The sequence below is a fragment of the Pontibacter ummariensis genome (assembly GCF_900188175.1).
In the GTDB taxonomy this organism is placed as follows: Bacteria; Bacteroidota; Bacteroidia; order Cytophagales; family Hymenobacteraceae; genus Pontibacter; species Pontibacter ummariensis.
Genome location: NZ_FZOQ01000025.1, coordinates 48,080 through 70,609, shown reverse-complemented (window position 1 = coordinate 70,609; position 22,530 = coordinate 48,080). Strand labels below are relative to the sequence as shown.

At 49.3% G+C, this 22,530-nt stretch carries 13 protein-coding genes; all 13 read right to left on the bottom strand.

The features are described 5' to 3' along the window. Nucleotides 1-57: 57 nt before the first annotated feature. Nucleotides 58-729 (bottom strand): HAD family hydrolase, encoded by a 672-nt coding sequence (locus tag CHB92_RS20820; RefSeq protein ID WP_089321171.1) that lies wholly within the window; start codon nucleotides 727-729, stop codon nucleotides 58-60. 157 nt (nucleotides 730-886) lie between these two features. Then, on the bottom strand, nucleotides 887-2,098 hold the full coding sequence (locus CHB92_RS20815) for an aldose epimerase family protein (protein WP_089321170.1): 1,212 nt from the start codon (nucleotides 2,096-2,098) through the stop codon (nucleotides 887-889). 960 nt (nucleotides 2,099-3,058) lie between these two features. Beyond that, entirely contained in the window at nucleotides 3,059-5,593 is a 2,535-nt protein-coding gene (locus tag CHB92_RS20810) for a cellulase N-terminal Ig-like domain-containing protein (protein WP_089321169.1), read from the bottom strand. Between the two features lie 581 nt (nucleotides 5,594-6,174). Further along, entirely contained in the window at nucleotides 6,175-7,125 is a 951-nt protein-coding gene (locus CHB92_RS20800) for an alpha/beta hydrolase (protein WP_089321167.1), read from the bottom strand. A 399-nt stretch (nucleotides 7,126-7,524) separates the two neighbouring features. Next, nucleotides 7,525-9,063, bottom strand: coding sequence for an alpha-N-arabinofuranosidase (locus CHB92_RS20795; RefSeq protein WP_089321166.1), 1,539 nt, complete (start codon nucleotides 9,061-9,063; stop codon nucleotides 7,525-7,527). Nucleotides 9,064-9,730: 667 nt separating this feature from the next. Continuing rightward, nucleotides 9,731-12,187, bottom strand: coding sequence for a glycoside hydrolase family 95 protein (locus CHB92_RS20790; protein WP_218824289.1), 2,457 nt, complete (start codon nucleotides 12,185-12,187; stop codon nucleotides 9,731-9,733). A gap of 143 nt (nucleotides 12,188-12,330) precedes the next feature. Next, the gene (locus CHB92_RS20785) at nucleotides 12,331-13,347 is read right to left on the bottom strand and encodes a zinc-binding alcohol dehydrogenase family protein (RefSeq protein ID WP_089321164.1); all 1,017 of its coding nucleotides are present in this window, start codon (nucleotides 13,345-13,347) and stop codon (nucleotides 12,331-12,333) included. A gap of 428 nt (nucleotides 13,348-13,775) precedes the next feature. Further along, nucleotides 13,776-15,527 carry a glycoside hydrolase family 43 protein gene (locus tag CHB92_RS20780; protein ID WP_308701869.1) on the bottom strand — a complete coding sequence of 584 codons (1,752 nt, stop codon included), beginning with the start codon at nucleotides 15,525-15,527 and terminating at the stop codon, nucleotides 13,776-13,778. A gap of 142 nt (nucleotides 15,528-15,669) precedes the next feature. Further along, nucleotides 15,670-17,262 (bottom strand): glycoside hydrolase family 43 protein, encoded by a 1,593-nt coding sequence (locus CHB92_RS20775; RefSeq protein ID WP_089321162.1) that lies wholly within the window; start codon nucleotides 17,260-17,262, stop codon nucleotides 15,670-15,672. 87 nt (nucleotides 17,263-17,349) lie between these two features. After that, nucleotides 17,350-17,859 carry a VOC family protein gene (locus tag CHB92_RS20770; RefSeq protein WP_245842764.1) on the bottom strand — a complete coding sequence of 170 codons (510 nt, stop codon included), beginning with the start codon at nucleotides 17,857-17,859 and terminating at the stop codon, nucleotides 17,350-17,352. Nucleotides 17,860-17,993: 134 nt separating this feature from the next. Beyond that, complete coding sequence (locus CHB92_RS20765) at nucleotides 17,994-18,848, bottom strand: sialate O-acetylesterase (protein ID WP_089321160.1); 855 nt, start codon at nucleotides 18,846-18,848, stop codon at nucleotides 17,994-17,996. A 137-nt stretch (nucleotides 18,849-18,985) separates the two neighbouring features. Beyond that, nucleotides 18,986-20,944, bottom strand: a complete 1,959-nt coding sequence (locus CHB92_RS20760; protein WP_089321159.1) for a glycoside hydrolase family 97 protein — start codon at nucleotides 20,942-20,944, stop codon at nucleotides 18,986-18,988. Between the two features lie 10 nt (nucleotides 20,945-20,954). Further along, nucleotides 20,955-22,109, bottom strand: coding sequence for an endo-1,4-beta-xylanase (locus tag CHB92_RS20755; protein WP_179223121.1), 1,155 nt, complete (start codon nucleotides 22,107-22,109; stop codon nucleotides 20,955-20,957). Between the last annotated feature and the right edge of the window lie 421 nt (nucleotides 22,110-22,530).

The following is a 22,530-nucleotide window of genomic DNA, read 5'->3' as shown; positions in this document are numbered from 1 at the left end:
AAAAGAAGAAAGCAGGCTTTTTAGGCCTGCTTTCTTCTTTTATGCCAGTTCATGCCACTACTCTTGTTCGGAAAAATAGTTGGTGATGTAAGGGTCAGTGTAATCTGCTATAAAGCCAACTACATTATCGTACTGCTTAAAATCTTCTGCTGGATGCGCTGTGGTGATGACAACACAGCGCATCCCTGCATTTTGGGCCGCCTCCACTCCTTTCGGCGCATCCTCAAACACAAGGCAATCTTTTGGTGCTGTCTGCAGTTTCTCAGCTGCCTTCAGAAAGGTTTCAGGGTCTGGCTTGCTGGTGCTAACATCATCAGCGCTGACAATGGCATCAAAATAATGTCGCACATCCACGTTATCCACTACAAAGTCTATGTTGCCGGTGATGGCCGCTGATGCAATTGCCATTTTGATACCGTGCGTGTCGGCTTTTGCTAAAAAATCCTGCAAACCAGCTATAAGCTTCAGGTGCGGTTTATAAGCCTTCTGGTAATACTTCTCCTTATCAAGGGATAGCCTCTCAATTTTATCATCCGAAAAATGGCCTTTCCCAAAAATGCGCTCCAGCACCTCCCGGTTCTTGCCGTACATCTCTTTTTTCACCTCATCCCAGGTCAGGTCAGCCCCCAGGTCTTTCGTTAGGATCTCGTGCCAAGCCTCGGCGTGGTAATGCATGTCATCTATTACGGTTCCGTTCAAGTCGAACAGGAAAGCTGTTTTGTTATTCATTATGTGTTTGGTTGATGTTTCTAAAACTAAGTTTACTAATCTTATGCAGCTAAGTTTGTCTTGGCTGCATAAGAAAGAAGACCTCCAAAGCAGCTGCTTTGGAGGTCTCTAAAATATACTCTGTATTTGATGAGCGATAAACAGGCTATTCTTCCTGCTACTCCTCGTCTCTGGTAGAGAACTTGTAGATGGTCGTTGTCTCGTAAGTCTCCCCCGGCTCAAGAATGGTGGAGGGGAACTTTGGCTGGTTCGGAGAGTTTGGAAAGTGCTGTGTCTCCAGGGCGAAGCCATAGTGCTTCCTATAGGTTTCGCCTCCGCTGCCGGTAATGGTACCGTCGAGGAAGTTGCCGGAGTAGAACTGAATACCCGGCTCAGTAGTGAAGACTTCCATCACCCGCCCGGTAGTTGGCTCATACACAGTGGCTGCCTTCTTCAATTTTTCACTCGTGTCAGTCAGAACATAGTTGTGGTCGTAGCCGCCACCTTCAACCTGATTTACTCTTGCTCCGATGGCCTGTGGCGTGGTGAAGTCCATCACCGTCCCTTTCACATCACGCAGCTCTCCGGTTGGGATCAACGTTTCGTCTACTACGGTGTACTTATCCGCGTTCAGCGTTACTATGTGCCCCAATGCGTCCTCGGCCTCGCCTGCTGCTAGGTTGAGGTAGCTATGGTTTGTCAGATTCACAGGCGTCGCTTTGTCAGTTGTTGCCTCGTAGTCGATCTTTATCTCGTTGTCGTCAGTGAGGGTGTAAGTAACAATTGAGGTCAGTGTACCAGGGTAGCCTTCCTCTCCATCCGGACTCACGTATTTGAACCTGACTGCATTCTGTCCTGGCAATGGTTCTGCCTCCCATACTACTTTATCAAAGCCCTTCACACCACCATGCAGGTGATTCTCCCCGTCATTGGTGGCCAGTGTGTACTCCTGCCCATTCAAGGTGAACTTGCCATCCGCAATCCGGTTTCCGTAGCGGCCTACGATGGCGCCGAAGTAAGGGCCACTCTTCACGTACTCCGGACTCATGTAGCCAGAGAGACTGTCGAAGCCCAGCACCACATCACCCACTTCACCCTCTCTGTCGGGAGTGAGCAGGGAAGTAATTGTAGCGCCGTAGTCGGTAATCTGCATCTGCATGCCCTTAGCATTCGTGAGGGTGTAAAGGGTGGTCTCTTCCCCTTCTTTTGTCTTACCGAAGGACTCCTGTTTGATCTGTACTCCTGCCTCGTCTTCTGTAGTAGCCGTTACTGCCGCAATGTCCTCTGTCGCCTGTTGGCTTGAACAGCCCCAAAGGCTACCGGCGCCAATAGTGCCGGCGAGCATCAGCATTAAAAACTGTTTGTTAATCTGTTTGTTTTTGTTCTTCATAAGGGTTATTGGATAGATTGAATTGTATTCCTTTTTATTCGGATTCCTGTGTCAGGCGCTCTAATTATCCACCCGAAACCAGTCGAAGGCAGCGCTGGTGCTTGCCAATGACCTCCCCCCAAAAAACCGGACTGTTGTAAAGTAGAGAAAAAAGGCGTACTTACAAATACTTGCTACTTAGCCGTATGTGGCGGCAAGGGCAGCTTTGGGGTCTTCTCCCTATAGACGTCACTGCCCACATAGTCTCCGCGCTGCAGAGGGTAGGCGAACCCAAAAGACACCATCAGAGAAAAGTAGTGGAACAAATAGTAGGTGGTACCCGGGCGGCTATTAAGCTGCCTCTGTAGCTGTAGGCTTTACAAGCAGAGTTGAGCCTTGCGCTGGCTAATAACGTAACGGTTTCATTAGGCAAAGCGCCATAACCAGTGCGCTTTGAGTCTAGAAATGGACAAGCAGTTAACCCACACACGCTATGTTGTCTCCGGCTAGTACCTGCAACCGTAAGCAGAGCTCAGAGCCGCGGCACTTCAATGCCCAAGCTGCCTGGAACCTGTACCACCTCCTCAGCCAGTTATGGAGCGGCCAAGACAGCAAGCTTCATCAAGAATCGCTTTCCTTCCCTCACTACTGCTGGAGCTTCTACTTCTACAAAGCTAAATGCATGAGCCCATAGCTCTTTTATGTTGGATAAAAGGGCTCCGTTGGCGGTATAAAAAGTCGGTAATTGCAGGCGATATCCTGTCATGTTACATAAACTGCAGCGGGCTACAACCCTTGCGTAACCTTCTGTCCGTCATTTTTCATACCGTATGTTAACAAAAGTTAGTGTTCGAAGTCATGGTGGAAAATATTAAATTATACCCTTGATCGTTTTGTTTATTGAATAGTTTTCAGCTTTTCGCACAGCTAAAATTGCACAGGTTTGAATTAGTAGCTAATGCACTACTGCTTAACAAATTGTTATTTTAATAAATTTTTAAAAGCGGATCCAAAAATTAAATAACTGGTATTACCAGCAATCGTGCCCTCATTTTGTCCCCACAGAAAAGGCCAGTCGTCGTAGTTTTCAAAATGGTCGGGTTTTCTGAACAACACACCCGGAGCAACATTGCCCGGTATAAAAGAGAAATCAGCTCTGTTATTACCATAAAATGTTGCTTTGGGTCGAGTAGCGCCCACCGTTGCCACAAACGAATAATTGTGATATGGATGGCAGCCAAATAACCAACTGGTAACCTTGTAAGCATGGCTGGCATCTATAATGTCAGGGAAATATTGGTTGGCAAAGCAAACGGTGGTACCAAAGTTGGTAATAGCTCCATTACCTGCCCAGTTACCAAGGCCGATAGGTACTCCATATGGATTATCCTTGTCAAGCCCTTTGATGTAATCATTGTACTTTACGACATACGGCCGGAGCTTTTCCTTATAGGCTGCATCCATGTGTGGTATGGCATTTAATGCCGTCAAAAGGACGAAATTAACATTACGATCAAGTGCAGGCCATAAAAGTTCCTGAAACTTATTGGCATACTGTTGCTCGCCGGTTGAGATATACAGCTGAAGATTGGTGGAAACATCTGCTGCTGCTCCCCATGCTCTGCGAGAGGTATCCTGCGGCTGATTGGCGAGTAATTCCGTTGCTTCTTTCAGCAGCCTTTTGGACTGCTGCAACGCTCGTGCCGAAAGATCGTCGTTATATCCCTTTAATGCCCGGCTTGCTGCTGCTAACATGGTTGCTGCCCTGAGGTCGAGGTTAGGATTGCGGCTCGTAAAAGCCCACATATCATCCTTCACACCACTCGAACGTCCATCAGGGGCAACTTCATAAGGGCCAAGGTTCGGATTGTAAGGCAGGCCATCTGTTATGGAGGCTGCGTCGCCAAGGTGATGGTAATTGTCTAAAACAGCGTTCGAGAGCGTTTGCGTCATATGGCCGAGAATCTCTGCCTGCGCCACCAGGTTTAGGGTTCCGTGCTCGATAAACTGCAACACATCTGGGGTTCCATCAGGTCGGTGAAGATCAACATAACGCTGCTGCTGACTAACAAATGTCTGATCGCGTAGGGGTTTGAAATACTCCCATGTATGGACAAAGTTCTGCACCACGTTAATATTCGATCCAGTTTCGATATCAAAATCTCCGGCATCGAAAAAACCGCCTACGTTCAAACCGGGGATCAATTCCAGCGCTTTATACTTGGTATCGGTTGTGGGGCCTTGGTCATGAAGGTCGAAGTGATCGGAATTGGGCGGAGCCTGGAGATAACCTTCTTTAAAGGGCTCGCCATGCCATACCCGGTAAGCCTCGTTTACGAACATATGGTTCATATGGATAGGGATCCATATATCGCTGGTGGCATCGGTGATCTTATCGTATACGTTGTTTTCTATTAAAAAATTATCCGTCTTAACATTGCCATACTGGATATAGTATATTCCGGGGGCTTTTACTGAAGAGAAATCGAACTTGACATAGTGGTATTTAAAATAGTTGCCCCAAGGTGCAATTTTGCCACTGAACACTTCGGAAACATTGCCGTCGTTGCCCACTTTATACAAGGATGCTTTTGCAAGTGGTTTATCTTTCTTATCGAGTTCAATGACAGCCACCTTGGGTTGCGCAGGGAGGTAACCCACCTGTGAGAAACCGATATTTGGCTCTCTTGTCCAACCTTTAATCGCATTTGGTTCAACCGTCCAGGTCAAAACCTTGCCTGTTTTTCCTGCAGGAAGTAAACTACGAACGACAAACCAGCCGTTTTGTGCCAGCACACGGCCATCGAACAGCATAAGATCGGCATCCTGCGAGGTGATTTTCACCAAACGTTCGGGTTCATCAGGTGCCAGAAGAATGGTGCGACCGGTTTCGAGCGGAAGCGGATCGATAAATTTGCCGGTTCCCCTGTCGTCGGAAGTATTAAACCCCTTAAACTGCTTTGGTTTTTCACTGTTAGGCCTCGTTACCGTGTTACCTACCACATAGCGCGGAAACCGATTATAACGCCCATCCATCAAATAGGCCTTACTCCAATACTGCGAGGGTAGAAACTCAAGATTAAATCCGGCAGCACCTTCAAGTGCCTTGGGAAGGGGTTTATCAAGGTACACAGCTATTTCAAGCCCTTTCCCCTTCGGCGTGACAACCACACGCGAATCAAAATCATACTCTTTATACCTTAAGGTAGCCTCGATGGTCTTTGAGGCACGGTCTACCTTTCGGTTTAATATTTCCGGAACAAGATCCCACTGCTCGGGCGTGTTGGAAAGTCTCACAGCGCCGCCTTGCGATGTTCTGACGCCATGGTGAATCATTTCTATACCGGCGTTTTTCTCATCGTTAAAACCTCCGGTAAAAAGGTTATTGTATACTAGAACATTGACACCTTGCGTCTCAAAATACTCTAGATCATTGAGTTGCAAATCTTGGCTTGAAGCATAGTTGAATGCTGATAGTAGTAGCACTACAACAGATAAAAGTATTCGCCTTTTCATATTTATTATAAAATTTATCAATGAAGCCGATCATGCCCCTGTAAGGTCATGAGTATTATATAAATAATGACACTATTGGCTGCAAATTTTCCGCCCCCGCAAATCGTCCCTTTTGGGCAACGGCCAAGTTTTCTCTGCACATTGATCTGTCTGTAAGCAACCTGCTTTATGTTGCTGCTTACCGCGACAGTACCATACCCTTACCACCTTCAGGAGGCCGGAAAGGTGGTTTCTCCCAGAACCTTTCTTAAACAAACCAAAAGGTTTAACTTGAATTTGAGAAACACCAGGTTCAGGACCCTTCTCGTGTTCCTCTATCTGCTTTGGCTTTATGTGCTGCAGCCCCTGTTCTGACGCTCCAGCCATGTCGCCTTCGCTTTTCGAAAGACACCGGAAAAAGTTCGCAGCGCCTTACTGGCGACGACAGGTTGCGCGTGTACAGCAGTTCAACTGGCGCAGCATGACACCTGCAGACTTGCTGCGCCGGTAGCCAGGCAGCAGGCAGGTGTTGCCCTCGTCCTTTGCAGCCGTTTAAAGTTTTGTGCAACGCGTAGCTGTGGCGTTCATGAAGGTCCGTCTGGTCATTTCCCGGACTTGGCTGTAAGAAAGTCGTTTACCTCCAGCCAGTGCATGAAAGCGTCGAACCAGCGGTTACTGGTTCGGTCGGGATTGCCGAGGCCGAAACCGTGGCCGCCGTTCTGGTAGAGGTGGAACTCGACAGGTATGCCCGCTTTGTACCAGGAGTCAATCACTCCGAACTGACCGCGGAAGAGAAAATCATCGGTGGCGATCACATTGAACATGGGCGGGGCGTGCTTCGGCACCTCCACAGGGCCCATGCCGCCATAGATCGGACCAATGAAGGCCAGCTTCATGGCCTGGGAGTTAAGTGTTGCGTGCATCGTGAGGCCGGCGCCGGCCGAGAAGCCGATCATGCCTATTCTGTCCGTGTCGACACCCCACTCCTCGGCCCGGTCGAGGATCATGGCGTAGGCCGCCTCGGCGTCCTCGAGCTGGTTAGACAGGTCCTGCTGCAGCAGGCTCGGCGGTGTGACACCGGGTGATGTGCTGGCAGACGCGGCGGGGGCCGGGCGGGGGCGATTCATCCATGCCGTAAAGTCGTCGAGCGATGCCGGAGTCGGGTGAAGCCGGTACTTGAGCACGAAAGCAGCAATTCCCTTGTCGGCAAGTGCCTGTGCGACTTCCCAACCCTCGTTGCCCATCGAAAGCCACCTAAAGCCGCCGCCGGGTGCCACGATCACGGCCGCACCGTTCGCCTTGCCCCGTTCGGGCAGGAAGGGGGTGAGGGTCGCAGTAGAGATGTTCCGGGCCATCGGGTCGCCCCACTGGCGGAACCAGGTCTCGGGGGCAGGCTGCCCATCCACACCGCCCGTGCCGAGCGGAATGGCACCTGGCTCCGAAGGGGCTTCGAGTGGATAGATGGTGCCGTCCTGCGCCTTTACTGATACAGCAAAAACAAGTAAAGCGGCCAAGATGCACGTTTTAGCCAAGTTTATAGATTTATAGGTCATAGGGATATAATTTATTTATTCATAAATTAAATAAATTTATTTATAAATTTAAACTTTCAAAACTTTACCTTTACTATTAGGCATTAAAGTCACTGCACTCATAAACCCACTCCTTATTTGCCCGCTACCTACATAGGGTGAACCAAACATCCCTTTCCAGTTGCCTCCGTGGCTCTGGTGATGTATTTGAACTTTTTCGCCGGTGACTGGACCTTTTCCATAAGTAAATTCTCTTGTTGCTCTAGGGCCTGAATGGTTGCATTTCTAGCCATGTCAATGGCTCTGGCTGCTTCCGTTGTAGTGCACCAGGAGTATGTCCTTGTACAGAGGGCGGGTGATCTTGATGACTTAGTCCCAATACCCCAGCGCTTTTTGCTGATTTTCTTTCCCGCCTTACCATTACTGCAATGCCAATACTACCACCGAAAAGGGCGGTACTTGCAGGGAAAGGGTATTATCCCTCAGTTTGGCATCTTTAAAAGCTTTAGGGGTGATCAGGTTGGGATTTTCAAAGGTGTTGTAATCCTGCAACTTTTTGGAACTTAAGATTCTACCGTTCAACTTTTTATAGTTGGCCCCTTTAATATCGATGCTGATTTCCTGCGCTTTGCTGGCGTGCACATTTACCAAGCTGATGTGGGTGAGGCCCTGCTTGTTGCGGGATGCGGATGCCCAAACTGCCGGCAATTTATCATCGCCGAACTGGTACTCTGCTGATTTTACCTGTAGTGGCAGCAGGGTAGCATCCTGATGCACTTTGTACATTTCCATCACATGGTAGGTTGGGGTAAGCAGCATTTTTTCCTCATCGGTAAGAATCACTGCCTGCAGCACATTGATGGTTTGGGCCAGGTTGGCCATACGGACCCTGTCGCTGTGGTTGTTGAAGATGTTAAGGGTAGCCCCGGCGATCATGGCATCGCGCATGGTATTTTGCTGGTACAGGAAGCCGGGATTGGTGCCAGGTTCCACTTCATACCAGCCGCCCCATTCGTCTACCACCAGGCCTATTTTTTTCTGTGGGTCGTACTTATCCATGATGGCACTGTGCTTCTCCACCAACTCGTTCATCAGCAGGGCCTGCCGCATAGTGCCGAAATACTGTTTTTCGTCAAAAGTGGTGGACGGGCCTTTGGCTTCCCAGTCGGTTACAGCATAATGGTGCAGGGCAATACCTTCCATAAGTGAGAGGGGTATTTTTTTCATCAGCACCTCCGTCCAGTTGTAGTCGTCGCCGGCAGGACCAGAAGCGATGCGATAAATCCCTCCCTCCAGGTAGCCCTTGCCCAGGTAGGTGGCGTACTGTTTGTATAAATTGGCATAAAATTCTGCGTCCATGTTGCCGCCACAGCCCCAGGGTTCGTTGCCAATGCCCCAGTACTTCACCTGCCAGGGCTCAGCACGGCCGTTTTCCTGCCGCAGTTTCGCCATAGGGTTTCCCTCTTTGGAGTTGGTGTACTGTACCCAGTCCATCATTTCCTGCACGCTGCCGCTGCCTACGTTTCCGGCCAGGTAAGGCTCAGTCTCCAGTATCTCGCACAAGTTCAGGAAATCGTGTGTGCCAAAGCTATTGTTCTCGGTAACCCCGCCCCACCAGGTGTTTACAATGGTAGGCCGCTCATTTTTAGGACCAATACCGTCTTTCCAATGGTAGGTATCGGCAAAACACCCCCCGGGCCAGCGCAGGTTGGGGATATTCAGGTTTTTGAGAGCGGCAATAACATCTTTCCGTACTCCATTGACGTGCGGGATTTTGGTATTGTCTTCTCCTACATAAAAGCCGCCATAGATGCTACGCCCCAGGTGCTCGGCAAAATGGCCGTAAATGTGGCGACTAATCTGTTGATCAGAGCCTTTGGCATCCAGAATGATGGAGGTTTGCCCATAGCTTATCAGGCTGCAAAGAAGTAGAACACCACTAATAAATATTTTTTTCATCTGTTGATTGGTTGTTTAAGTAGGTTAAAGGACTCTCCGTAGAGAAATCCCATGAACAGGAAATAGTATCATTGCCGCCTTCAGCAGAAACGCAGGACCAACACCTCGGCCGCCGTGCCTCCATCCCAACACTGCGATTTCAGTTACCAGCCTACCATGCAAATCAAAATAGCGGTTATCATGTAGAGGATAATGGTACACATGCAGAAATCATCCCTGTGCCATCAGCACATTTATCGCCATTTTAAATGTATTAGTTCATCATCCCTTTGTAATATATTTCGTAATCAGATACCGCCAGCGAACTTTTAGAAAAAACTATTTCGCTCTCACCAATCAAATATAAATAACTGAACCCACACAGAATACTTCTCATGTTACAGGTATTTTCGCCCATGTTACATTAGGGACATCTTGAACATGTTTATGAGCGATTCATTAAGACTTTCCTGGGTTCCCCTATAACAGATAGTGTCGCTCAGGCGGAACAAAGCCTTTTAATTTTATGATAAATAAAGCCTCTTCCACTCGACTTCAGGTACGGATGAAACTTAGCCACTTTCACCTGGCTGGCCTCTGCTTTCGGCATCCGCTGTTCTGCTGCCGCCTTTAAAATAGGAGGCAAGGCGCACTCGCACCGAAACTGGCTACACAATCATGTATTTACTTATTTTGCCAGCTTGACAACATAAACACCTCCCGGTTTGGTTTTAAGGTCGTACTCGTAGATGCTTCTGACTTGCACACTTTTTAAGTCTGCATCAGCGGTAACCAAGGGATCCTTTATTTCAGCTACCTGGTAAAAAAGGTTCGGATTCGCCCCCTTCGCCCGCTTCAGCCCTTTGCCAGAGAGCGGGTAGTAAGACCGTATTCTGCAGTTGCCCCCCAAGGCAGACCGGATAGTCACTTCATCTGGTTTATTGTCCTCCCACTTGATGTCCACCCCAAATCCTCCCCTGGCCCTAAGACCGCTGATGCTGCCTTTCGTCCAGGTGTCAGGTAAAGCCGGTAAGAGGTGCACAGCTCCATCATGGCTTTGCAGGAGCATCTCGGCAATACCCGCCGCACAGCCAAAATTCCCGTCTATCTGAAAGGGGGGGTGCGCATCAAACAAGTTTGGATAGGTGCCGCCCCCTTCTCCAAAGCCTTCACTACCGGCAGGCGATAGCTGGTCCTCAATTAATTTCAAAGCGTGGTTGCCGTCCAGCAGCCGCGCCCACAGGTTCACCTTCCAGCCCATCGACCAACCCGTGGACTCATCACCCCGGGCAAGAAGGGATGTCCTGGCGGCATCAAACAACAGCGGGTGACGATAAGGGGAAATTTGGTTCGAGGGATAAAGTCCGTACAAGTGCGACACATGCCGGTGCTTGTCCTCCGGGCTATCCCAGTCGTGCATCCATTCCTGGAGCTGCCCCCACTTGCCAATCTGCATGGGCGGCAGCCTCTGAAGGCTCTTCTTCATTTCAGCTACCAATGCCTCATCTGTTTTAAGAACCTCAGCAGCTTTGATGGTTTTGCTAAACAGGTCAAAAACCAGTTGGTTGTCCATGGTGGTACCTGCCGCTATAGATGACTCAGGGTGAACGGACGGGGCATTTTCCGGAGAAACAGAAGGAGCAACTACCAGCCATCCGTGCTCCGGCTCCTCGACCAGGAAATCCAGGTAAAATTTAGAGGCTTCCTTTAGGATGGGGTAAACGGATGCAAGGTACTCCCTGTCACCGGAGAACGCATACTTGTCGAACAGGTGCTGGGAAAGCCACGCACCGCCCATGGGCCACATGCCCCAGAAGGCACCGTCCACAGCCCCGTTGATGCGCCAGATGTCGGTGTTGTGGTGCAGCATCCAGCCATCTGCCCCGTACATGTCTCTTGCGGTTTGACGGCCAGATTCGGAAACTTCGCGCACCATCTGTATCAGCGGCTCGTTCAGCTCCGTCAGGTTTGTTATCTCGGAGGGCCAGTAGTTCATCTCCGTGTTGATGTTCACGGTGTATTTACTGTCCCAGGGCGGGGTGAGCTGGTCGTTCCAGATGCCCTGCAGGTTCGCCGGCTGCCCACCGGGCCTTGAAGCAGATATTAAAAGGTACCTGCCAAACTGAAAGTAAAGGGCCACCAAGGCCGGGTCGTTCCCAATTTTAAACTGAGCTATCCTCTGGTCAGTTGGCAGGTTTACGGCTTCCGTTTGGCCTAAGGCTAGGCTCACCCGGTCGAAATATTGTTTATAATCGGCCACGTGGTCTTTGCGGATGGCCTCTACCCCCTTCTTCAAGGCCTTTTGCAAGTAAGCGTCTGCCCGCTCTCCTGCGTTTCCGCTGATATCTTTGTAGTTATTGAAATTAGTTGCGATGGAGATGTAGATGGTGGCTTCATCCGCCTGCTCCACATGCAAACTGCTCTCAGTGGCTTTAACTGTCCCGCCTGTATTCTGGACTCTGGCCTGGGCCTGGAACTGTACCTTTCCTTCTACTCCCTCATGACTGCCTGATTTCCCGGAGAGGATGAGTTCATCACTGCCTTTAGTAGACACTGCGGCATTCGCAGGTCTGTCCATCGTAGCGGAGAAGCTGATTGCACCTGGTTTATCCGCCGACATACGAACGACAATGACCTGGTCCGGAAAAGAGGAAAGCACCTCTGTTTTGTAGTTCACCCCGTTGACGCGGTAACTGGAGGTAGTCACCGCTTTCTCAAGGTCCAGCTCCCGGTGGTAGTTTGTGTAGTTTGCATGGCCGGCAAAGGAGAGCTTCAGGTTGCCCGCGGTCTCGTATGGCATCCCGTGCGATGTCTTACTGATGAACTTCTGGTTCGCCAGTTGCTGGGCTTCCTTGTAATTGCCTTCAAAAATCAGTCTACGGACCTCAGGTAGCGCTTCCCTGGCCTGTGGGTTGTCATTGCGGTTGGGCTGCCCGGCCCAGACCGTGTTCTCATTCAGCTGAATCACTTCCTCAGCGGGGTCCCCGTATACCATAGCGCCCAGGCGCCCGTTTCCGACCGGCAGGGCCTCCACCCACTTCTGTGCGGGCTGGGTGTACCAAAGCTTCAGGGGAGCACTGTCTTGCGCAAATGCGCTGCCCAGGAATGTCAGGCTGAGCAGCAGACAACAGAAGAATCCTCGCATCATCTTTCTTTGTGATATCATCATCCTTGGTTTATGGCTTCAAGATTTCTAATCATATGCTATCTGCAGCTTCCTGACCTCCGATAAGCGCTACTTATCACGAGGATGCTTGAATGAGCTTAGCGATAATTCTGAAGTGCATATCATTCCAACTCAACCATCGCCTTTATGACTCCGGTCTCCGGTTTGAGCCAGGAGTTAAAATCATGTTGCACCTGGTCAAAAGATACCCGATGCGTGATGTATGCCTCCGGGTCAATCAATCCATTTTCCATAGAAGATATCACCTTGTTAAAGTCTTCGCGTGTGGCGTTGCGGCTGCTCATGAGCGTAGCCTCCCGCTTATGGAACTCAGGATGGCTAAAGCAGACCTCCCCCTTCTGTAAACCTACCAGTACATACCGGGCGCCATGTGCCATATACTGAAAAGAGCTTTGAATAGCTTGCTGGCTTCCTGTTGCATCCATCACGACGGCGGGCATATCCCCATTCGTCATTTCAGATAACTGCTCCCTTACATCGTGAGCGGTGGCATGGATGATATAAGGTACCGCAAGCTTCTCTTTACAGAAAGCAAGGCGTGCTTCATTTATATCCATCGCCATAACTGTTGCTCCGGCAATTCGGGCCAGCTCCATGATCCCCAGGCCAATAGGGCCGGCACCTACGACTAGCACCTGTTCATCGGGCTGTATCCCGGCCCTTCTGACAGCATGTGCCCCTATGGCGAAAGGCTCTACCAGTGCTAAAGCGTCATAAGACAAACTGCCTCCATGCACCAGAGCACTGGAGGGCACTGTTAGATATTCTGCCATGCCGCCATCCACATGCACCCCGCACACCTGCATTTTTGTGCAGCAATTGGGCTTACCGGAGCGACAGGCAATACAGACACCGCAGTTGAAATAGGGAATAAAAGTGACCGCCTCTCCCTTCTGAAAGCCTGGTGCATCGTCAAAATCAACTAACTCTCCGGCGAGTTCATGCCCCAGTATGCGCGGATACTCAAAGTAGGGCTGTGTCCCCTCAAAAGCATGCAGGTCAGTGCCGCAGATGCCAATACGCCTGATTTTTATGATCGCGTGGCCTCTGGTAAGCGCTGGCATTGCTGCTGCACTATACGCTAACGTCCCGGGTGTTGTACATACTAATGTTTTCATATACTGTAATGTTATAGGCTGCTTCAAGCTCTTACCATTGTCCTCTCCAGGTGCCTATAGCCGCCATTCACATGGATAAGCTGCCCTGTGGTATGGGTGGCGATACTGAAAAATCAATTCTTCCCATGGGATGATAGGTATTTCCTGTAATGTAAAAAGTTTTTTTTAACAGGCGTTTTTTAAGTATGCCTGTTATTCTGATATAAGAAGCTTGTTACATGTACATTCTCATCTCCCGGCGAATTTCCACCAGTACATGCCAATAACATTCTTATCTTCTTTGAGCACCAGGTACAGCCCCCTTACTCCTTCTGTCCCGTTTATGCTACATGTTTTCCAATGTCACTTTCAGATCGAGCGATACATTGTAAGCGAAATCAAAAGTGCCGGTCAGTTGAATGCAGCATCCGGAAATAGATAGGAGCCTTTTACTTGGGGTAAGCATCATTTGCTGAAGTGGCGTACAAGCCAAGCAAAGTACCCGTGAAACCTCCTGCCACGTTGGTTGACAGGATATCACCTGAGACTGTGCCACCCACATTCACCAAGTCGGTTCCGTTCGTTGCGTAGCTGAACTGATAATCGTCCCCGTCGGCCTTCACCTGTAGCCGTATTGGTTTCTTAAGATCAATTTTGCTGCTGGCGATAATGTTCGACTGCCCCTTTTCTGTTCTTTGCAACACGATGTAGTAATCCTTGTCTTTTTTGGTAACACCGAATACGTAGTTAAATTTTTCACTTTGCAAGGCCACGATACCGGCCAAATCCTTTTCTGATGCAGGCTTGTAATCCAGTGTGGTGGTATAAGTGAACGCATTGTGCTGTTGCCGGTGAAAAAGCGTTGAGGTAGGTTTCACCTCCTTGATATTGACCGGGAACGGGTTGATCCGCAATCCCTCCTTTGTGGTAGAAGCAAACGCTTCCCGGGGTCCTCTCAAGCCAATCCACCGGTAATCCAGCTTATCAGAGGCAAAATTATCGGTGAAGGTAAAATTACCATTGGGGAAGTAACCTGCTTCGCCGGTTTTGTTTTCTACCCCTTCAGGCGTTTTCAGTTTCGGTTCCATCGGCACAAGCCCATTCTCGAAAACAGGGAATTCTCCGGACCAATCGACAGGCAGGATAAAAGTCTCACGACCAATGTTGACCCGGCCCTTTTCGTTTGGCCGGATAGCCAGAAACACACCATAATGTTTGCCGTCAGGCCCTTCCACTAAGTCGGCATGCCCGGCCCAGTCCACTTTGTTTGCCCTGTTTGGGTTCAGATACCTTTGCGACAAGATGGGGTTGTTCGGAGCAGGTGTATAGGGGCCTTTCGGATCATCGCTTACAAAAACGACTTCGCTATGGTTGCCGCCCGTACCGCCTTCGGCACACATTAAGTAATAACGTCCGTCTTTTTTATAGATATGAGGAGCCTCTATCCAGATTGGTTTCTTTTCAAGATCAACCCCGCCATTGACAATAATTTTGTCGGTTCCGGAAATTACCTGGTCCTTTTCAAGGTCGTACTCCCAAACCTTGATCACCCGGTGCCCTTCATACAGCTCTTTTCCTTTATCTGGGGCATCGTTATGCACCACATAGGCTTTCCCGTTGTCATCGAAGAAAAGAGAAGGGTCTATTCCGTTGAACTGTAACTTGTTCGGCTCGCTCCAGCCCTGTAAGGGATCTTTCGTTTTGACGACGATGTTTCCCAGCCCTCCGGCAAAGGCTGTCGTGATCATATAGAAGGTGTCATTGTTCGGGTTGTACTCTATATCCGGTGCGTACACGCCAGCGCTGATTCCCGTATCGTGCACATCCAACTGCGAGGGCCTGTCCAGCACATGCCCGATCTGTGTCCAGTTCACCAGATCATTGGAGTGGAAAATGGGCACTCCGGGAAACATGGCAAACGAGGAGTGCACCATGTAGTAATCATTGCCTTTGCGGGTGATGGCCGGGTCGGGGTAAGCACCTTGCAAAATGGGGTTGTAAAATTCCCCCGCCTTTAACGGATGGTTTTTGTATACCTCGTCTTTTCCCTCATATACAAAATCGGAAAATATGGGAGCGTTCTTTGCCGCCTTCCCCTTCGTTTGGCCCTTTCCCTCCAATCCCATAAAAGAAAACATAGTCAGAAGAACGCACAGTAGCGCAAACCGCCTGTTTACCAATGGGGTAAATTCAAATTTCATTCTATTCATCTTTAATTTTAGCTGTTGATTTATTAGTTCAGATCTGACATTACTCAGGCCTCAGAGGAGCAGGGGAATTTAAATAAATCTCTTTCTCCCTCCTTATTGGAAAATGGACTCCGCATCATCATCCGACGTACTTCTACTCTGCTGCCTGCGCTTTACTTGCATTGGTAATTCGGTCATCGATGTGGAAATAGTCAAAGTCTACGTAGCCGCCCGGCGTTTTCGTGGCATAGTTGAACAGGCCAAAGCGGTAGCCCATGAAATGCGGAATGGTGTAGGCCATCTTCAGCTGTGAGCCGATCCTCTTCCAGGTTTTGCCATCCAGGCTATAGTAGAAGGTGGCCACGTCCCTGCGGTTACGGAAGTCTCCTTCGGCTTTCAGGTATACCTTTTCCTGTTTGAGCGGTATACTTTCCGCTACCACCGGGCTGCCCGAGTCGGCATTGACCATCACAATGGATTTAGCCCCATTTTCGTATTTGACCCCAACCAGGCCGTACCCTTGCTGCAGCAGGGCCAGACCAGCAACATCACCCGCCTTCATGTTCGACACATCGATCGCTGTTGAAGCGGCGCTTTCAGGTCCGATGGTGCGTTGGGTCAGCGTATTTCTTGCCTGCAAAAAGTCCTGGTCTACCCGCCCGGTTTTCAACCTCAAGTGACCTTTCCGCTCTGTAACCGACCAAAGCGCATCCACAGGATTATGGTTCCACTGCCACACTAATGGCAATGCAGAATTCCCTTTTTTGCGCGTGAACTCATCGGATGCCACAATGCCTGGCACCAGGCCCTTGCTGGCAGGAAGGGATAGCTCATCGGGCACCTTGCCCTCCACGCCCAATATAGGCCAGCCATCCTCCCATTTTACCGGAACCAGGTATGGGATGCGCCCCACCGCGCCATAATCGCGGAACAGGTATGCATACCAGTCGCCATCGGGTGTATCGATCAGCCCTCCCTGCGCCACACCTTTATCCTGGAAGGCCACCCTGCTTTCGTAAGGACCCGTTATCTTATCCGCCCGGTGGACGATAACGGTTCGCATGCCGCCTTTGGGCCAGGCGATGTTAAACAGGTAGTATTTCCCATTCACCTTAAAAAGCTGAGACCCTTCGGCAGGCAGCCCGACATTGGGGCCGGCAGGTGCCGTGGCATTTTCGATCAGCACCCTTTCCGTACCCGGCTTTATGCCGGACAGGTCCTCCCTAAGTTCCACCATCTTTAGCTGTCCGCCGCCCCAGATCATGTACACCTTTCCGTCATCGTCGAAGAACAAGGTATGGTCATGAAGGGAAGGCTCGAAGGACTGGACTTTCCAGGGGCCGTTCTCAATATCCTTTGTCGAAAAAATGTAGGTTTTCCCGGTAGTCTGGGCGAAGGTGGTCACATAGTAGGTGCCGTCATGAAAACGCAGGCTGCTGGCCCAGGACCCCTTGCCGTAGGCACTTTCCCCGTTGGTCAGGTTTAACGCGTCAACGTCTCCCAGCGTGTCGTAGGCATAGTTCACCAGCTCCCAATTAACAAGGTCCCTGGACTTCATGATGGGCAACCCGGGGCTCATGTGCATGGTGGTACTGCTCATATAGTAGGTGTCTCCAACCCGAATCATGGCCATGTCGGGGACATCGGCGTGAATGATGGGGTTTTGTGCGCCCTGGCCGTGTGAGGGCAGCGCAATGAACAGGTAAAGAAAATTAAGTAAACTTAGTTGAAGAAGATGCTTAATCATTCGTGTAACCTATATTTATAAAAACTAACTACCGGAGACTGTTCTGGTGGTTCAGGTTGAAAGGGTACAATGGTTTTGAATGGCTACTTATTCCATAGGTCCTATCAGTTCAATAAAGGTTCCGTCAGGATCCTGCACCAACACAAAATGAGTATTCTGGTTCAAAGGGGTTGGCGAACTACCCAGAAATGCAACATTCCGCTGCTTCAGCCTTTCGATGACGGGCTTTAGTGCTTTTACATGGATGGTAATGTACTGTACTCCCGTGTCATCCTGAATAAAGGTTTGTTTCGGATGCGTGGCTTTTTTCCCAAAGCTCATGAGCTTCCATTCGCTGGCGTCCGGACTATTCTCAAGTTTTAGGACTGTTACCGAAGCCGGAACGCCGTTCGAAAGCCCCGAACGCTTTGAGAATTCTTCGTTGATCGTAAAGCTGTAGGCTTTCACCATACCGATTCCATTTACATAGAAGTCTAAAGAGAGGTCCAGGTCAGACACCACCACACCCAAGCCAATTAGCTTGCTGCTGAAGTTGGATTGCGCATGAGAAGCAAAAGTCACTAGCAATGCAGCAATCAGGAAAAACCATTTTTTCATAGATTCTCTCATATTTTTAATATTTTGGTGTTGTGTTATGGACCATTTCAGGAGTGATGATGCGGTAGATTCCGCTTAAATGCTTCTTTTCGTTTGCATAAGCTTATCTGTATTTAAAATCTTAGATTAACTACTTACTTAGGCTGAATGTTATCATACCCCATCAGTGACAGCATCTTCTCTCCGTAGCGCCTGCCCAGCATCCTGTAGCCTTCCGCACTGAAGTGCAGGTGATCAGACACGGCAGGGCAGCCTTCTGAAGAAATTATGTGTGCGTTGGGAATCGTTTCGGGCAGCTTCGCGATGATGGCGTTCATACTGGCGCAGGCTCCTCCCTGTTCCTTGCTTACCATTTCCCCGGCTAACAAAGGAACTGCAGCAGCGTTAAGTCCCAGGTCCTTCACCAGGTTATCATACACCCCTTTAACCTTTACGGGCCACTCCGTGTCACCTGTGTTTGACTCTCCCTGATGCAACAGGATTCCTTTTATCACCCCGTCTTCCTGAGCCAGCTTTGCCATCTCCACCAGGCGTCCGTAAGGGTTTTTATCATAGGGCACCAGGGCAGCCGTCATCCAATCGGGAGCTGTCGCAACATAGGACTTGTAACCTTCTTTCTCGAAGAGCTCGATTTTGCAGCCTCCAACAGAAACGTTGATAACCCCAACTTTGATGCTGTCGGGCAGGTTCGCGATTAAGGTTCTGCCAAAATAATCGGCGGGCGTCAGGCCAGTATTGCATCTGGCTAAAGGCGGAACAGCGGTATACCACTCCCCCTTCTCTCTTCCCAAGTCGGGGCAATCTACTGCTTCCAGAACCCTAAACCGCTTATCCACCCCTGTTGTGTCCTGAGGCTCGAACTTGGCATGCCCCTCCATGTTGGACTGCCCGAAGCACAGGAACACGTAGAAGTTCTTGTCCTGCGAAAAAGCGGCTGTGTGCACTAAAAACAACACGGTAAGAAGGGAAAGGCTGATTCTAAATTTCATGTTCTCATAGATTTAAGCTTCAAATAGCGACACGTTGAAAGTATCTTCTTTGAATACCTTGTCAGATTGGTGCCTCTCTTATGATGGTTGCTGTATCACTCACATTAATTTCAAGTAGTTTACCTCTCCAGGAATAGCTACTGTTCTAAAACCACTCCACCCCGCGGCTGAATAGTAATATCAAGCTCACCTTTCTTATTCACCTTCACCCGTTTCATATAGCTGGTTCCGTCTTTTTTGTCTCCATAGAACTTCACCTCTTTCCCGGAAAGCATCGGCACACTTAACTTCAACTTTACAGGTTCCGAAAGGGCGTTAACCCCTGCTACATACCACTTATCTCCGTGCTGCCGGGCCAGGACACAAGACTTACCAGGGTACCCATCGATGAACATGGTTTCCTCCCATGTAGTAGGTACCTGCTTCATAAAATCAATTGCGAAATCCGGTGCATCGTTCAGGTTATTGGGTGTCAGGGCAAAAAACTGTACCGGGTTCTGAAATAGGACTGCAGTCGCCAACTGAAACACGTCGGTTGTTTTCCTGTAATTTCCTCCGTCATTGGTCCGGTTGTAGCGCTTGTTTAATACCACACCGCCAAACTCCATGCTGCCCACCGCATTTCTGATAAAGGGATGCAGGGTGGCATGAAACGCTTCCATATCATTGGCGTGTTGGCTGAACATCAGGTTTTCTGATGCCAGAACAGCTTCACTTCCCACATAATTCGGGAACATCCTCTCCCATCCGCGCGGCAGCGTCGTCCCATGAAAAACTACCATCAAGCCGTAATCATTGGCATCCGATAAGATATCCTCATACAAACGCATGGTCTCCTGCTTGTCGCCTCCGAAGAAATCCACTTTGATCCCCTTCACACCATTTTCCTTCATCCACTGCATTTCCTTTTTCCGAGCGATGGCTGTATTCATTTTATTGATGGGAGTTTGGGGAGCATCATTAACTGCACCGTTAGAGTTGTACCAGAGGAAAACCCCAACATCTTTGGACCGTGCATATTCGATCAGTTCCTCCATTCGCTTGTAACCGATGCGCTGGTCCCACCAAGCATCAATCAAAACGTATTCGTAGTTCAGTTGCTCGGCCAGATCTATGTACTTTACCTGATCCTCATAGTTCATGCTTTGGTCCTGCCACATAATCCAGCTCCACGTGCCTTTGCCGTACTTGTACTCCTGAGAGGGCTCATAGAGTGGCTCCACTACATCGTAAGGAATGGTTGTTTCTACAATGGGCTCTAAACCCTTGCCAACCGTAATGGTGCGCCAGGGAGTAGTGGCCGGCAAGCCTATGGCTGCGCCTGTGCTTCCGAATCCGTTGTTCTCTGTCTCGTCAGGAAAAGCGATGGTGTAAGTTCCATCAGGAGTAGGATCGCTTAAATGAGACCCGCAGTAAAGTCCCCTAACACCTGTTTCGGAAACTAGTGCCCATTTTTCTCCTACTTTGAAAAGGCTGGGAAATGTGTAGCCAAGCCCATTGGCTGACTTAGCGGAAATGTCCTGCTCCACTTTATACCCTTCTTCATAACTAGGCTTGGTTCTGGCAAAACCTACCATTGATTTGGACTGCGGGGTTAAAAACCCTTTAGCCTGTTGAGGGAAATTAAAGCCCGTAGCCTCTCTTTCGACTACAAGCGCTCCCAGGTCGCCGGATTCCGGAATATCGTATCGAAAGGCGATGTCATTATTGCTGACCCTAAACTCAACCTTTAGCGGTTTGCCGTCTTTGTTTTTAAAAGAGCAAACCAGTTTGTTGGCCTGGTAAAAAATTTCTGATTGCTTTATTTTATCCTGCCGGTACGTTTTCTCAATCCTTTCCTGCTCAGTGCCACCCCAAGTCAATTCTCTGGAGTAATCAACGAGGTTGGTAACTAAGCCCAAAGGTGAATCCTCCAGCACCGCATCCCCCCCGTACATTACCCGGTAATAAGGCTGACCGCCCTGCAGCAACACCTCTACCTGGAGCTTACCGTCAGGACTTTTGACTGTGCCGTTTTGTGCCTGTGCCAGGCATGGGATTAGGGTAAATAATAAAACTAAAAGCTTTAATGATCTTTTTGCTTCTTTTAAATTCATGATAATCTTTTTATTGAGCAACGTGAATCAGCGCCTTCACCACAGACTTCGGTTGATTTTCTCTGTCGAAAAGCAGGGGATAGTCTGTTCTGCCTCTGACAGGAAAGTTGTTTTTCCAGGATTGCCCATCGTGTACACCCCACAGTGTCACCCTGGAAATTTTATCTTGGTGCTTTAAAAAGAGCTTAAAGAAATCCACATAACGTGCGTTGAATGCCTCCGTCACGGAATCAGGAAGCCCTTCGGTATAGGGGTTCAAGCTTTGCTGGTATTCAAAACTGGTAGCCACATCGGCCCCTACATTCCGTCTTGGAGAAGGAAGCGCAGAAAGGTCCAGCTCGGTAATGGAGACTTCCAGCCCCAGGTCAGAAAAGGCAAGAAGACTCTTTTCAAACTCCTCGAGGGAAGGATGGTCTAAGCCTATATGGCCCTGCATGCCGATCCCATCTATCCGCACACCCTGCTGCTGCAGATCCTTTACCATGGCCACCACACCGTTTCTTCTGCCAGGCAGGGCCATGGAGTAGTCGTTGTACATCAACTTTGCATCAGGGTCGGCCTCATGGGCAAACTGGAAGGCCAGCTTTACAAAGTCTTCACCGATGATTTCATAGAACTTAGTTTTCCTCCAAGAGCCGTCGTCCATGATAGCCTCATTCACCACATCCCAGGTGTTCACCCGCCCTTTGTAACGGCCGACAACAGTGTAGATGTGGTCTTTCATGCGCTGGATCAGCACTTCACGCGATACATCATTGCCAAGGCTGTCGGTGAAGAACCAACGTGGCGGCTGCGAGTGCCAGATGAGTGTATGTCCGTTGATGTACATGTTGTGCTGCTCACCGAACGCCACAAACTGGTCAGCCAGGTTAAATCGGAATTCACCCTCTCTTGGTTGGATCAACCCGCTCTTCATGATGTTCTCGGCAACAATCGCATTGAAATGCTGCTTCACCACCTTGATGGCTGCCGTGTCCTGGCCTGTAATCTGCTGGGTGTTGAGCGCTGTACCAATGTAAAACTTGTTTTTGTAGGCGTCCTTGAGCGTTAGTTCGGCGGCATTGGTTTCAGCAGCACCTGTGTTAGCGACCTTACAGCCGCCACAGAGAAGCACAACTCCAAGAATAGCTACTATTGATTTAATTAATATTCCTTTTTTCATCATTCTTAAAGATTTTCGGCCCCTCGGAGTGTGCAGAAACATAGCTACACTATCTGGTTTTATGCCATTCCGGTATGTATAACCACTGCGTCTAACTCACCTGGGGACACCCAAACCTATACAAACATTAGTTTGAAAACACATAAACAAATATATCTAATCAGTAGAAGAAAGTATCCCAGTATGTGGTGCAGGCCTTTTACACCATGTTACATTACCAGAACTGAGTGTTACAAACATTTTCGCTCATGTAACATTTTAGCCATATGTAACCTGGAATAGGCTTTTTCAGCTTAGAAAGTTGAGCTGGAGGGTACACTCTTACAGCAACAGCAATAGTTGCTGTCTACTATAACAAGACGATGGGTTGGCACAGGCAGAACAAGCAGTACTAGGCAGGTTTCAACCTTAAAACGCAATTTTA